A 13354-nucleotide genomic window follows, 5' to 3' on the forward strand; every position below is an offset into this window, starting at 1 on the left:
CGACTCGCATGGCTGTTTCCTCCTCGACAACCACCTATCGGCAGCTGGTGGCCAGCCGCTTCGCCAAACGCCCCACGCTACGTCAGCTGCTGGCTAGCGAAGGCTTCAGCGTGCTTGCCGATCGCTACCCGTGGATCGTTCGCAACTATCCGGACCTTGAAGGCCTCGAGCGTTTCACCGTGCTCAGGGCAGCACCTTCCGAGCCGCCAGTACAGCCACTGGTGCCCCTGCTGCTCGAGCACTACCTGAACGGCCGCCCCATGGACCTGGGGGCGGCGGATCAGCTCAGCATCGCACCACCGCAACCCTTCTACCCCCAGGAGCAAGGTGAAAACCCTGCCAGTCAGCCGCGAATCACGCTTGATATGGCAATGCTCAACCAGGATTTCGACACACTGCTGGCCGCTCTGGGCGATGCGTTCGAGCAGGCCCAAATCAGCTTCTGGGCCGGCACTGACGGCATTTCCGAGCGCTCCAACGTGCGCTGGCTGGCACACCTGCTGAAAGCTTCGCTGCTGAACGGGGTTGAACGCCAAGGGCTGGATGACACCGCCAAAGGCACGCTCTATCGCTTGCTGGAGAATGGGGCCGACACACCCGCCGTCAGCGGCCTGCAGATATCGCTGGGCATGTCGGGCAACACCCAGTCGTTCACCCTGGCGGACCTTGTATTGTTCGGCCCCGATCAGGTGCTGTGGTGCAGCCCTGCGGGCAAAGTACGCCGCTACGTGGATGCAACCACCTTTGCCAGCGCCCTGCGCGACCAGTTGGCGCAAGCCTATCGCTTCGAGGCGTTCAGCTGGGCACATCGCCCCTTGCTGGGTGACCCCTTCGAACACCAGGCCACCGCCATGCTCAACAGCATTCTTGAGCGCCTCGGCCGCCTGAGCCTGGCCTCGTTCAGCACCGTCGAGGAGCTGGAACAGACGCTCGACGCCGTTACAGACCCCGCCTCCGATATTTCCGGCCAGTGGCTGGTGAACGAAGCCCAACCAGACATCGCCCTGCCGGCCTGGCTGGCTTCGGCGGCCGCCAGTGACCGCCTGCTGTACAGCGACGCAGTGCTGCGGCTATGCGCTCGCCAGGCGCAGGCGGGCAGCAAAGGTTCGCTGGACGACATCGAACCCCTGGACACCTATGCCAGAAGGCGCCTTCGCGAGCGCATGCAGCTCGACCACCCCGACCAGGCGCCGCTCGACCCTGACCTGCTGCTGATAGAGATTTCCGTCGTGGTTCCTGTGTCTTCGACAGGGCCGGCCGTGCTGCGGCACCTCAAACGCATAACCCTGACCGAGATGGCCGTAGTGCGCCTGCACACCGACCTAAACGAAGTGGCATCTGGCCTGACCTATCAGGGGCGCCAGCCGGAGCAAGCCTGGATGACCCTTGATTACCTCCAGGCACTGGTCACCGAGGTGGACATCGGCGGCCAGTACCCGGTGCACGTGGCGGCCCAGTTGCAGGCATTCGAGCATGACCCCGAACAAGTCCAGCGCTTCGCCCGAGAATGGCGTGGCAATCTGGCGTTCACGGCCCTAAAGGCGAAAATTGACGGCCAGATTGGCGAGACCGCCTGCCTGGCTGTTGTCGAATTCTGCCTGGGCAAAGCGCTGCCAGCAGAACCGTTGACCTTCTCGCCACTGGTGCTGCAACCGTTCAAGGGTGCCCCTGAAGGCGACACTGTGCAGGGCATGTTTGTGCTGCACGTCCAGGCCAGCGCCAGCTTTTTGCTTTACCGCCCGTTGTTTGCCGAACAACCCTTGGCAGAACATGCCAGCCTGGATGCACTGATGGCTCAGATCCAGACCAATCCACAACTGCAACAGGACGTGCTCGACTGGGTAGATGACGAAAACCGGGCCGTCTATCAGAATGGCGGCTTCCTTCGGCCCCACCTGCATCCGCGCATGTCGAAACTGGCGCACTGGCTGGGCGGTGGCACAGCGTGGACAGATGCTGCGCTGGAGTCGCTGCGGACCCCGGTTACCCTGGTGCATGAGCCTTGGCAGGGCGATCTGGACATCAAGCTGCACGAGGCGAGAGTCCAGGCGCTATTGCTTCTTGCCTCGCGCCAGACGGTCTCGAACTCACAGCAGCGCTGGGCGCTGGCCTGGCAGCTTGGCTGGATGCTGTTCAACGCCACCACGCCACTGCTGCGAGGCCCGGCGGCGGCCGTGGCCTGGGTGGTGGCTGCAGTGGCAGCATTGAAGGACGATTTGTCTGCCCTCACTCAAGGCACACCCGAAGCGCAGGCCTTGGCAGTCACTGACCTGCTGGCCAATGTCGCCATGTTGTTGATTCATGACGTTGGCAGCGTCACACCTGAGCCCCCTTCGGCCCGGCTGCAAGGCCCTCTGCCACGGCTTGAAAGCCTGGAAGCCCGACCGTCAGCTGCTGCGGCCTGGCGGGAGGCACCGGACGAAGGCGCCTGGCAATCGCCGGTTCCGACCCAAACCCACGTCACGCTGTTGAGCTGGGGCGACAACCAACGCTTGGGCAACCTTCCAGCGCCAACCCGACAAGCGCTGGGTCAACTGCAGGCCAACATTTCCCTGCAGGGGCGCACGGTGCAGCGCCAAGGCAGGCTTCGAGGGCTGTATGCCATCGAAGACCGCTACTACGTGAAGTTGCACGAGGTCGCCTACGAGGTGCTGGAAAGCGAGACAGGCCTGCGGATCATCGGCCCGCCGCAAAACGTGGATGAATGGCAAGCCCGCTGGGGTGGCAACCCGGACGGCTACCATATCGTTGGCCGCCAACGCAGTTACGGCCCCTGGCTGACACGCCGGAACGATACCTGGGTACTGGACCTCGCCCTGGCAGGCGGCATGCCGAAAAGCCGGCAGCAGATCATTGCGCAAAACCAACAGCAGTTCGACAGTTTGAACCAAGCGGTGTCTGCCAATCACAATGCCCTGAAAAAGATCAAGCCGCTGCTGGATGCCAACCAGCAATTGATGACCGACTACGATGCCGAGGCGAACGCCTTCGGGAAGGCCCTGGCCAGGGCAGGTGGCCAGGCAGCCATGGACGAACACTTGCAGCAACAGAACCGGGACTTGGCTGCCCGGCGTCTCGAGCTTATGCCGCAGATTCGCACGATATCGCTGTGCCTGGAAAAACAAGCGTCACTGCTGCAGACCAATGCCTCCCTCCTGCGCCAGCTGATGGAGCCCAGGTTCGCCAGGCTCGACCCGCTAGGCACCGCCCGACGCAGCCTGGGTGTCCTTTCCGAAACGCAGGTCGAGAACGACATCCTCTTGCTTCGCCGTCTGCTGGAACAATCGGACCACCAGGGCCTTGAGCAAAAATCCGTCGGCCTGAAAAAAGTGCCTGTGACCGATGAGCAAAAACAGCGCCATGTTTCGTTTCGCCAGGCAGTGCGTGACACGCTGGACATCGTCAGCCGCCTGCGCACGGTCAGTGAGCGGCTTGACACCCTCTTGCCCCGAATGCTGGAGGACCCGCTGATCACGTTCCCGAACAAGGACAAGAAAGCCAAGGTCGAAGCGGCCATCGCGCTGCGGCCCTATTCAACACTGGTCATTCGTGCGCAGCAGCTGAGCGACATGGCGTACCTGTTGCTGGACAAGACGCGCCTGACCGAACAGGTGGCCATCGATCTTCTACCGGTGCAGCAATCACTGGACAGCAGGCAGTTCTCACAAACCGTCTGGACACATGATGGGATCGCGACTGCAAACCTGCCCCAGGAAGAGCAGGCAGCGTTGCTCGGCGACGCATTGCGCGAGTATGAGACCACGCTCGGCAAGGCCCAGTACCTACAATCCTTCGAGCATCCGGCCATCGACCAGACCATACTGCAAGCGTACATCGAGGAATTGTCGGTACTGGTGCACATCACGGAATCACAACTAGCCAGCGCCCTGGTCAACGTCGACAGCGGCGCAAGCCCCGCCCCCGCCCCAGTGATGTACCGTGTACATCCTCGCAAGAGCATGGTGATCAGGACGGCGCAAGGTCGCAGGTTACTGGTTGACCGGGCGCAAGGCAGCAACCGGGCGGTTCAACATGACCCCGTCACTCAGCAACCTGCCAGCACCTTCGAGCAGCGCGACGGCGAGTGGTTCGAGCTGGCACCGGCGGAACCACCGGTGGCCCTCGACACCTCCGAACTGCGCCAGCGCGCCACCAGCCTGCTCGCCAGCCGTGAGGAGCGAATCGCCAAGGCCGCACGCCATATCCACGAGCCGAATGCCCTGTCCAACCTCATGGACTGGCATATCGAAGACATGCTCGAGATCGCCGTCAAAATCAAGGGCATCAAGGACGATCCCCGGTTGGCCGCGTTAACTGGCGAACTGCGTGAAGCGGTAGCCTACGTGCGGGCGGAGAAACAACGGCTGCTTACCCAGTCCTACCTCACCACACATCACCCCGATGCCACCGCATTGCGCTACCTGCATGAACAACAGCGCCTGCAGATCACGCCAACCGTGGCAAGAAAACCGACGCGTCGCGCGGATGATTTTCTGGACGTGTATGAGATCAGAGACACGCATGCCCCCGCAGCGGTGCTTTGGGAGGCGCATTTTCATTACCGCAGCAAGCAGGCCAGCGCCCTCGACTTCGCCAAGGGTCACTTGAAGTTCTGGGAGCCCCGGAGCCTGGAGCGAGAGGAACAACTCAAGCAGGCCACAACCGCCGAGCGGATCAAGATCTACCGGGGCGATCTGAAGCGCGAAGATGTGGCAGACATCATACCGTTCCCTGCCGATTGATCGTGGGACGGGCCGACCTCGGTCGGCCCGTCAGGCTCAGACCAGCGCCTTGTCCAGCGCCCGCTCGATTTCACCCTTGATGGTGCCGCTCATCATCGACAGCATCATGCCCAGTTTCAGCTCCACACGGATGATGTCTTCGCCAATGTGCACGCTGCCGTTGGCGCCGCTGCGCGCCACATCGACCCGGTCACCGTTCCAGGTGGCCTTGAGGTCGTATTCGCGGCTGAGCTTGTCGACCAGCGCTTGCGCCTTGGCGCGGGCAGCATCGCGGCCGAGGGAGTGTTTGCGTTCAACGCTGATCTGGGTCATACGGGCATTCCTGAAGATGTAGACATAATTGGCATTATGCCCGCCCCTGCCCACTGGCACACCCCGCCAAGACAAATCCGCCCGTTCGCCCTAGAATGGCGGTAATTTTTTCCGGTGAAGCGATATGAACGACCAGCGCAAAGGCGACCACGCCGAACCCACCACCCACTTTGGTTACCAGGACGTACCTGAAAGCCAGAAGGCGAAAAAAGTCGCCGAAGTGTTCCACTCGGTGGCAGCCAAGTACGACCTGATGAACGATGTGCTTTCCGGCGGCATGCACCGCCTGTGGAAGCGCTTTACCATCGAGCTGTCGGGCGTGCGCAGCGGCAACCGGGTGCTGGACATCGCCGGCGGTACCGGTGACCTGGCTGCCAAGTTCTCGCGCCTGGTCGGCCCGACGGGTCAGGTGGTGCTGGCCGACATCAACGAGTCGATGCTCAAGGTTGGCCGTGACCGCCTGCTGGACCGTGGTGTAGCCGGCAACATCGAGTTCGTCCAGGCCGACGCCGAAAAACTGCCGTTCCCGGACAACCATTTCGACTGCGTGACCATCGCGTTCGGCCTGCGCAACGTCACTCATAAGGACGAAGCCATCCGTTCGATGCTGCGCGTGCTCAAGCCCGGTGGCCGCCTGCTGATCCTGGAATTCTCCAAACCGACCAGCAAGCTGATGTCCAAGGCCTACGACGCCTATTCGTTCGCCTTCATGCCGCTGGCGGGCAAGCTGATCACCAACGACGCCGAAAGCTACCGTTACCTCGCCGAATCGATCCGCATGCACCCGGACCAGGAAACCCTGAAGAGCATGATGGTCGAGGCCGGTTTCGACCGCGTCACCTACCACAACATGACCAGCGGCATCGTTGCCGTGCACCGGGGGATCAAACCCTGATGCTGCTGGCCGGGCTGCTCGCCAGCGTCGAACATGGCCTGAACCGCGTCCTGCGCATGGACAGCACGGCCCTGCCGCGGCTGGCCGCGCTGGAAGGCAAGGTCATCGAGATAGACTGCCGCCAACCGGCCCTGCAGGTCTTCATCCTGCCCGATGAAGACGGCCTGATGCTCGCCGCCCACTGGGAGGGCGAGGTCGACTGCAGCCTGCGCGCACCGGCCGGCAGCCTGGCGCAACTGGCCTTGGCCGGGGACAAGACCGCCGTGCTGCACAGCCCGCAGGTCGAACTGCATGGCGACAGCGCCGTGCTGCTTGACCTGTTCGGCGTGCTGCAGGACCTGGAACTGGACTGGGAGCACGAACTGCAACGCTGGCTCGGCCCGGTCGCCACGGCGCTGCTGGCAGGCCACATCCGCCTGCGTGCACGCTGGACCCGGCAGGGCCTGGCGCGCTTCAGCCAGAACCTTTCCGAGTACCTGGCCGAAGAGTCCCGCGCCCTGGTAGGCAAACGCGAAGCCGAAGCCGCCTTCAGCGAACTCGATGCCCTGAAGCTCGATACAGAACGCCTCGAGGCGCGCATCAAGCGCCTCTCCCGATCCCTTGATACCAGCGAAAACGCATGAAGCTGCTCGCCGTCCGCCGTCTTTTTCGCATCCAGCGTGTGGTGATTCGCTACCGTCTCGATGACCTGCTGTTCGATCAGCCATTGCTGCCCTGGTGGCTGGCCAGCCTGCGCCTGCTGATGCCGTGGCGCTGGCTGCCACGCAAGCCCACTGAGCTCAGCCGTGGCGCGCGCCTGCGCCTGGCGTTGCAGGACCTGGGCCCGATCTTCATCAAATTTGGCCAACTGCTGTCCACCCGCCGCGACCTGCTGCCCACCGATATCGCCGACGAGCTGATGTTGCTGCAGGACCGCGTGCCGCCGTTCGACCCGAAACAGGCCGTGGCACTGATTGAAGCGCAGCTGGGCGCGAAGGTTGGTGAGGTGTTCAGCCGCTTCGACGTCGAACCGCTGGCCTCGGCCTCGGTGGCCCAGGTGCACGCCGCACGCCTCAAGACGGGCGAAGAGGTGGTGGTCAAGGTCGTGCGCCCGGGCCTGAAGCCGGTGATCGCCCAGGACCTGGCCTGGCTGTTCCTGATTGCCAAGGCCGCCGAGCGCGCCTCGGCGGATGCCCGCCGCCTGCACCCGGTGGAAATCGTCGGCGACTACGAAAAAACCATTTACGACGAGCTCGACCTGCTGCGCGAGGCTGCCAACGCCAGCCAGCTGCGGCGCAACTTCGAAGGCTCCGAGCTGATGTACGTGCCCCAGGTCTACTGGGACCTGTGCCGCCCTAAAGTGCTGGTGATGGAGCGCATCTACGGCGTACCGGTGACCGACATGGCCACTCTGGCCGACCAGCGCACTGACATGAAGCTGCTGGCCGAGCGCGGGGTGGAGGTATTCTTCACCCAGGTCTTCCGCGACAGCTTCTTCCACGCCGACATGCACCCGGGCAACATCTTTGTCAGTACGGTCAAGCCGTGGAGCCCGCAGTACATCGCCATCGACTGCGGCATCGTCGGCAGCCTGACCGCCGAGGACCAGGATTACCTGGCGCGCAACCTGTTTGCCTTCTTCAAGCGTGACTACCGACGCGTTGCCGAGTTGCACATCGACTCCGGCTGGGTGCCGGCGCATACCAAGGTCAACGAATTCGAAGCGGCGATCCGCACCGTGTGCGAACCAATCTTCGAAAAACCGTTAAAGGATATTTCCTTCGGCCAGGTGCTGATGCGCCTGTTCCAGACGGCGCGGCGCTTCAACATGGAAGTGCAGCCGCAACTGGTGCTGCTGCAAAAGACCCTGCTCAACATCGAGGGCCTGGGCCGCCAGCTGTACCCCGACCTGGACCTGTGGAGCACCGCCAAACCCTACCTCGAACGCTGGATGCGCGACCGCTACAGCCCCAAGGCCGTGCTCGGCAACATTCATGGGCAGGTGGAGCAGTTGCCGCACCTGACCAACATGGCCCGAGACCTGCTCGAACGCCTGTCGCAACCGCACCTGCACGATCCGCAAATGCCGGAACGCCGCCGCCAGGGTGACCGCTGGGCACTGCGCCTGCTGGGCGCCGGCCTGCTCAGTGGCGGCGCGGTGCTGGCCGCTGGCGCCGCCGAGGCCGCCAGCCTGGCCGCCCCTGCAGCCTGGCCGGCCTGGCTGATGCTGGCCGCAGGCCTTTACCTGATCGTGCGCCAATAGCCAGCCGCGCCTGCGGCTGGCACACTAGCGCAAAGGGCCCGATACAGGAGCGGGCCCGCTTTGGAGTCGACGATGAAAGACTGGCTGGACGAGATCAAGTGGAACAGCGACGGCCTGGTACCGGCAATCGCCCAGGACCACAAGACCGGACGCGTGCTGATGATGGCCTGGATGAACCGCGAATCGCTGGCGCTGACCGCCAGCGAACAGCGCGCCATCTACTGGTCGCGTTCGCGAGGCAAGCTGTGGCGCAAGGGCGAAGAGTCCGGGCATGTGCAGAAGCTGCATGAAATGCGCCTGGACTGCGACGCCGACGTGATCATCCTGATGGTCGAGCAACTGGGCCATATCGCTTGCCATACCGGTCGGGAAAGCTGCTTCTACCGCGTCCATGAAGACGGCCAGTGGAAAATCGTCGACCCGGTCCTCAAGGACCCGGATGCCATCTACAGCGCAGGACACTGACATGAGCGACACCCTCAACCGCCTGGCCGAAGTGCTTGAAGAACGCAAGCAAGCGGCGCCTGACAGCTCCTATGTGGCCAGCCTGTACCACAAAGGCCTGAACAAGATCCTCGAAAAGCTCGGCGAAGAGTCGGTCGAAACGATCATTGCCGCCAAGGATGCTGCCGTCAGCAAGGATTACAGCGATGTCATCTACGAAACCGCCGACCTGTGGTTTCATAGCCTGGTGATGCTCAGCGCGCTGGGCCAGCATCCGCAAGCCGTGCTGGATGAGCTGGACCGCCGTTTCGGGCTGTCCGGGCACGATGAAAAGGCCGCTCGACAGCCTTCGGCTTGAGCACAACGCATTCTAGGAGAGCACCATGGGTATTTTTGACTGGAAACACTGGATCGTCCTGCTGGTTGTCGTGGTCCTGGTGTTCGGCACCAAGAAGCTGAAAAACTTCGGCAGTGACCTGGGCGAGTCGATCAAGGGCTTCCGCAAGGCCATGAACGAAGAAGAAACCAAGCCGGCCGAGCAAACGCCGCCGCCAGCCCAAGCGGTGCCGCCGGTGCAAAACACTGCCCAGCCGCAACAAGGCCACACCATCGAAGGCCAGGCCCAACCGGTCCAAGAGCCGCAGCGGAAAGACTGACCCATGTTCGGCATCAGTTTCAGCGAGCTGCTACTCGTAGGTCTGGTCGCGCTGCTGGTGCTCGGCCCCGAGCGCCTGCCCGGAGCCGCGCGCACGGCAGGCCTGTGGATTGGCCGGCTCAAACGCAGCTTCAACAGCATCAAGATGGAAGTGGAGCGCGAAATTGGCGCCGACGACATCCGCCGCCAGCTGCACAACGAGCACATCCTGCAGATGGAAGAGGAAGCCAAGCGCATCCTCAACCCGATGACGCCACCCGCGCAGCCGCCGGTAACCACGGCCAGCGTGCAGCCACCTGCCGGGCTCGAAGCCAGGCCGGTCGAAGCACCTGCTGCCCCGGCCGTACCCTCTGAACCGCCTCAACCGCCGCGAGCCCCATGAGCGAGAATCCGGAACACGACCAGCCGATGCCGCTGGTCTCGCACCTGACCGAACTGCGCACCCGCCTGCTGCGCTGCGTTGCCGTCATTTTCCTGATCTTTGCCGGGCTGTTTTCCTTCGCCCAGCAAATTTACACCTTGGTCTCGGCGCCGCTGCGCGACCATTTGCCGGCCAACGCGACGATGATCGCCACCGACGTGGCCTCGCCGTTCCTTACGCCGTTCAAGCTGACCATGATCGTGTCGCTGTTCCTGGCCATTCCGTTCATTCTCCAGCAGATCTGGGGCTTTATCGCGCCAGGCCTGTACCGCCATGAAAAACGCATTGCCATTCCGCTGCTGGTGTCGAGCATTCTGTTGTTCTACGCCGGTATGGCCTTTGCCTATTTCCTCGTGTTCCCGCTGATGTTCAAGTTCTTTGCCGCCGCCACCCCGGCAGGCGTGGCAATGATGACCGACATCGCCAACTACCTCGACTTCGTGATGACGCTGTTCTTCGCCTTTGGCGTTGCCTTCGAAATCCCGGTGGCGGTGGTGTTGCTGGTGTGGATAGGCGTGGTCGACGTGAAGTACCTGAAGAAGATCCGCCCTTACGTGATCATCGGCTGCTTCGTGGTCGGCATGATCCTCACCCCGCCGGACATTTTCTCCCAGACCCTGCTGGCCGTACCTATGTGGCTATTGTTCGAGGTCGGCGTGCTATGTGGCAGCCTGATCCGCAAGCGTAGCGCCCACGACGAAGCAGCCAACGACCACAACGACCAGCCACCAGCGACCCAACCGTGAACCTGTTGCTCCTCGAAGAGGCCGACTTCGTCTCGGCCGACCGCGTCGTTCTCGCCGACCGGCGCTTCACCCACATGCAGGAGATCCACCGCGTGGCGGTGGGCGACCACCTGCGGGTGGGCCGGCTCAACGGCCTGATGGGCCAAGCCACGGTACTGCGCCTGGAAAAGCACGAAGCCGAACTTGAAGTGACCTTCGACCAGCAGCCACCGGCCAAGCTGCCGTTGACCTTGGTACTGGCAGTGCCACGGCCAAAAATGCTGCGACGGCTGTTCCAGACCGTGGCGACCCTCGGCGTATCACGGCTGATTCTGGTGAACAGCTACAAGGTCGAGAAAAGCTTCTGGCAAACACCTTTCCTGCAGCCCGAGAGCATTCGCGAAAACCTGATCCTCGGCCTGGAACAGGCGCGTGACACGGTGCTGCCCGAGGTGATCATCGAGAAACGGTTCAAGCCTTTCGTCGAAGATCGGCTGCCCGCCATCGCCGCGGGCACCCTGGGCCTGGTCGGTCACCCCGGCCCCTACCCTGCCTGCCCGCGTGCCGTGGAACAACCCGTAACCCTGGCCATCGGCCCCGAGGGCGGCTGGATACCCTACGAAATCGAGCTGCTGGGCAAGGCTGGCCTGGCACCGGTGCAACTGGGTGATCGCATCCTGCGGGTAGAGACCGCCGTGACTGCGCTGCTTTCGCGTATTTTCTGACGCAAACGCCACTTTTTTGGCCATCAAGTTTCCCTCCCCCGGGCCGATGGCCTTGGCAACACAACAACTATTTGTGCTGCCAAGCCGCCGGGGAGTCGTACATGTATCAATGGTTAGCCCAATCGCTGGGCAATGTGAGCGTGAATCGCAAACTGGGGCTGGGTTTCGGCCTGGTGCTGCTGTTGACCCTGGCTATTACCCTGGCCGGCTGGCACGGCATGGACAGCATCATCGACCGCGGCGACAAGCTGGGTAACATCTCGGTCATTCAGCAGTACACCCAGGAACTGCGCATCGCCCGCCAGCATTACGAGCGCCGCAGTGATGACGCATCGGTGGCCGAGCTGGAGAAAGCACTGGCCAACCTCGACCGCCAGGTGCAGCTGATGCTCGGTCAGATCGAACACCCCGCCGACCGCCAGCGCCTGGAGCAGCAGCGCGAGGCGGTGCGCATCTACCAGCAGGCGTTCAACGAGCTGAAGCAGGCGGGCCAGCGCCGCGAGGCCAGCCGTAGCGTGCTCGGCGACAGCGCCGACAAGGCGGCAGAGCTGATCGGGCGCGTCCAGCGCGGCCTCCTGCAAGCTGGCGATATCAGCCAGTACCAGCACGCGGTAGACGTCAGCGCCCTGCTGCAACAAGCGCGCTTCCAGGTGCGTGGCTACACCTACAGCGGCAATACCGACTTCCAGCAAACGGCGCTGAAGGCCATCGACCAGGCCCTGGCCGAGCTGCGTGCATTGCCAGCCAAAGTGCCGGCCGAACATGCCGCCGGTCTCGACGATGCCGCCACCGCCATGGGCGGCTACCGTGATGCGGTCACCCAGTTCGGCAATGCCCAGGCTGCCAGCGAGCAGGCCCTGCAGCACATGGCCGAGCAAGGTACGTTGCTGCTGCAGACCAGCCAGGCGATGACCACCTCGCAGACCGCCGTGCGGGACGCCGGGGCCACCCAGGCCAAGACCCTGCTCGCCGTGGCCACCGGGTTGGCCTTGGCCCTCGGCCTGCTGGCGGCATGGGCTATTACCCGGCAGATCATCATTCCCCTGCGCCAGACCCTGCGCGCCGCGGAGCGGGTCGCCAGTGGCGACTTGACCCAGAACCTGCAGGTAAACCGCCGCGACGAACTGGGCCAGTTGCAAGCGAGCATGCAGCGCATGACCCAAGGCCTGCGCGAACTGATCGGCGGCATCGGTGACGGTGTCACTCAGATCGCCAGTGCCGCAGAGGAGCTGTCGGCGGTGACTGAGCAGACCAGCGCCGGGGTCAACAACCAGAAGGTCGAAACCGACCAGGTTGCGACCGCCATGAACCAGATGACGGCCACCGTGCACGAAGTGGCACGCAATGCCGAACAGGCCTCGGAAGCTGCCTTGATGGCCGACCAGCAGGCCCGCGAAGGCGACCGTGTGGTGGGCGAGGCCGTGGCGCAGATAGAGCGGCTGGCGGGTGAAGTGATCAACTCCAGCGAAGCGATGAACCAGCTCAAGACTGAAAGCGACAAGATCGGCAGTGTGCTCGACGTGATCAAGTCGGTGGCCCAGCAAACCAACCTGCTGGCCCTGAACGCCGCGATCGAAGCCGCCCGCGCTGGGGAGGCCGGGCGTGGTTTTGCCGTGGTCGCCGACGAGGTGCGCAGCCTGGCCCAGCGCACCCAGCAGTCGACTGAAGAGATCGAAGAGCTTATCGCCGGCCTGCAAAGCGGCACACAACGGGTGGCCAGCGTGATGGACAACAGCCGCCAGCTGACCGACAGCAGCGTCGAGCTGACCCGCCGTGCCGGTACCTCTCTGGAAACCATCACCCGCACGGTGTCGTCGATCCAGGCGATGAACCAGCAGATTGCAACTGCTGCAGAGGAACAGACCGCCGTTGCCGAGGAGATCAACCGCAGCGTGATGAATGTGCGGGATATATCCGACCAGACCTCGGCGGCAAGTGAAGAGACGGCCAGTTCCAGTGTGGAGCTGGCGCGGCTGGGGACCCACCTGCAGGGGTTGGTGGGGCGGTTCAAACTCTGACCCCGCCATTTCAGCTTCGCCGCACCTATTGCCGGGGCCGCTTTGCGGCCCTTTTTGCGACGCCTGGCAGCCTCCGTAGAGGCTGCGCCGCAGGGCGATTCTTCCTACAGTCGCCAGTGATTATTCCTACCTGATTATCAGGTCAAGTCCTACAGCTCCCCTGCCGATTGGCAGA

General features: G+C 63.2%; 12 protein-coding genes and 1 pseudogene. 12 read left to right on the forward strand and 1 reads right to left on the reverse strand.

Going from position 1 to position 13354, the window contains the following annotated elements:
- The first annotated feature begins 8 nt into the window (after window positions 1–8).
- Window positions 9–4742 carry a DUF6543 domain-containing protein gene (locus tag OZ911_RS26695; protein WP_023049260.1) on the forward strand — a complete coding sequence of 1578 codons (4734 nt, stop codon included), beginning with the start codon at window positions 9–11 and terminating at the stop codon, window positions 4740–4742.
- 36 nt (window positions 4743–4778) lie between these two features.
- Here OZ911_RS26695 and OZ911_RS26700 read toward each other — a convergent pair whose 3' ends face one another.
- Window positions 4779–5054: a polyhydroxyalkanoic acid system family protein gene (locus OZ911_RS26700; RefSeq protein ID WP_016489558.1), complete on the reverse strand. Its 276-nt coding sequence runs from the start codon at window positions 5052–5054 to the stop codon at window positions 4779–4781.
- Window positions 5055–5178: 124 nt separating this feature from the next.
- On the opposite strand from OZ911_RS26700, the gene ubiE reads away from it, so the two are divergent.
- The 11 genes and pseudogenes from ubiE to OZ911_RS29085 all read left to right on the forward strand — a co-directional run bounded on the left by ubiE (window position 5179) and on the right by OZ911_RS29085 (window position 13179).
- Window positions 5179–5949, forward strand: a complete 771-nt coding sequence (gene ubiE, locus OZ911_RS26705; protein ID WP_016489559.1) for a bifunctional demethylmenaquinone methyltransferase/2-methoxy-6-polyprenyl-1,4-benzoquinol methylase UbiE — start codon at window positions 5179–5181, stop codon at window positions 5947–5949.
- On the forward strand, window positions 5949–6572 hold the full coding sequence (locus OZ911_RS26710; RefSeq protein WP_016489560.1) for a ubiquinone biosynthesis accessory factor UbiJ: 624 nt from the start codon (window positions 5949–5951) through the stop codon (window positions 6570–6572). Before ubiE ends, OZ911_RS26710 begins: the two co-directional genes overlap by 1 nt.
- On the forward strand, window positions 6569–8191 hold the full coding sequence (gene ubiB, locus OZ911_RS26715; RefSeq protein ID WP_070086471.1) for a ubiquinone biosynthesis regulatory protein kinase UbiB: 1623 nt from the start codon (window positions 6569–6571) through the stop codon (window positions 8189–8191). The genes OZ911_RS26710 and ubiB overlap by 4 nt, the downstream gene beginning before the upstream one ends.
- A gap of 72 nt (window positions 8192–8263) precedes the next feature.
- Window positions 8264–8656 (forward strand): phosphoribosyl-AMP cyclohydrolase, encoded by a 393-nt coding sequence (gene hisI, locus OZ911_RS26720; protein WP_023049299.1) that lies wholly within the window; start codon window positions 8264–8266, stop codon window positions 8654–8656.
- A gap of 1 nt (window position 8657) precedes the next feature.
- Window positions 8658–8993 carry a phosphoribosyl-ATP diphosphatase gene (locus OZ911_RS26725; protein WP_016489563.1) on the forward strand — a complete coding sequence of 112 codons (336 nt, stop codon included), beginning with the start codon at window positions 8658–8660 and terminating at the stop codon, window positions 8991–8993.
- Between the two features lie 25 nt (window positions 8994–9018).
- Entirely contained in the window at window positions 9019–9291 is a 273-nt protein-coding gene (locus OZ911_RS26730) for a twin-arginine translocase TatA/TatE family subunit (protein ID WP_023049298.1), read from the forward strand.
- A gap of 3 nt (window positions 9292–9294) precedes the next feature.
- Window positions 9295–9672, forward strand: a complete 378-nt coding sequence (tatB, locus tag OZ911_RS26735) for a Sec-independent protein translocase protein TatB (RefSeq protein WP_016489565.1) — start codon at window positions 9295–9297, stop codon at window positions 9670–9672.
- The gene (tatC, locus tag OZ911_RS26740) at window positions 9669–10457 is read left to right on the forward strand and encodes a twin-arginine translocase subunit TatC (RefSeq protein ID WP_023047997.1); all 789 of its coding nucleotides are present in this window, start codon (window positions 9669–9671) and stop codon (window positions 10455–10457) included. The genes tatB and tatC overlap by 4 nt, the downstream gene beginning before the upstream one ends.
- Complete coding sequence (locus OZ911_RS26745) at window positions 10454–11161, forward strand: 16S rRNA (uracil(1498)-N(3))-methyltransferase (RefSeq protein ID WP_016489567.1); 708 nt, start codon at window positions 10454–10456, stop codon at window positions 11159–11161. The genes tatC and OZ911_RS26745 overlap by 4 nt, the downstream gene beginning before the upstream one ends.
- A 218-nt stretch (window positions 11162–11379) precedes the next feature.
- A pseudogene (locus tag OZ911_RS29080) lies at window positions 11380–12276 on the forward strand (methyl-accepting chemotaxis protein); the annotation flags it as partial.
- 198 nt (window positions 12277–12474) lie between these two features.
- Entirely contained in the window at window positions 12475–13179 is a 705-nt protein-coding gene (locus OZ911_RS29085; RefSeq protein ID WP_375341497.1) for a methyl-accepting chemotaxis protein, read from the forward strand.
- The last annotated feature ends 175 nt before the right edge of the window (window positions 13180–13354 follow it).

Source organism: Pseudomonas fortuita (genome assembly GCF_026898135.2).
Taxonomy (GTDB): domain Bacteria; phylum Pseudomonadota; class Gammaproteobacteria; order Pseudomonadales; family Pseudomonadaceae; genus Aquipseudomonas; species Aquipseudomonas fortuita.

What these genes read in the sequence shown, in the direction of transcription:
- OZ911_RS26695 (WP_023049260.1), top strand. Translation starts at nt 9, where the DNA reads ATGGCTGTTTCCTCCTCGACAACCACCTATCGGCAGCTGGTGGCCAGC.
- OZ911_RS26700 (WP_016489558.1), bottom strand. Translation starts at nt 5,054, where the DNA reads ATGACCCAGATCAGCGTTGAACGCAAACACTCCCTCGGCCGCGATGCT.
- ubiE (WP_016489559.1), top strand. Translation starts at nt 5,179, where the DNA reads ATGAACGACCAGCGCAAAGGCGACCACGCCGAACCCACCACCCACTTT.
- OZ911_RS26710 (WP_016489560.1), top strand. Translation starts at nt 5,949, where the DNA reads ATGCTGCTGGCCGGGCTGCTCGCCAGCGTCGAACATGGCCTGAACCGC.
- ubiB (WP_070086471.1), top strand. Translation starts at nt 6,569, where the DNA reads ATGAAGCTGCTCGCCGTCCGCCGTCTTTTTCGCATCCAGCGTGTGGTG.
- hisI (WP_023049299.1), top strand. Translation starts at nt 8,264, where the DNA reads ATGAAAGACTGGCTGGACGAGATCAAGTGGAACAGCGACGGCCTGGTA.
- OZ911_RS26725 (WP_016489563.1), top strand. Translation starts at nt 8,658, where the DNA reads ATGAGCGACACCCTCAACCGCCTGGCCGAAGTGCTTGAAGAACGCAAG.
- OZ911_RS26730 (WP_023049298.1), top strand. Translation starts at nt 9,019, where the DNA reads ATGGGTATTTTTGACTGGAAACACTGGATCGTCCTGCTGGTTGTCGTG.
- tatB (WP_016489565.1), top strand. Translation starts at nt 9,295, where the DNA reads ATGTTCGGCATCAGTTTCAGCGAGCTGCTACTCGTAGGTCTGGTCGCG.
- tatC (WP_023047997.1), top strand. Translation starts at nt 9,669, where the DNA reads ATGAGCGAGAATCCGGAACACGACCAGCCGATGCCGCTGGTCTCGCAC.
- OZ911_RS29085 (WP_375341497.1), top strand. Translation starts at nt 12,475, where the DNA reads ATGACGGCCACCGTGCACGAAGTGGCACGCAATGCCGAACAGGCCTCG.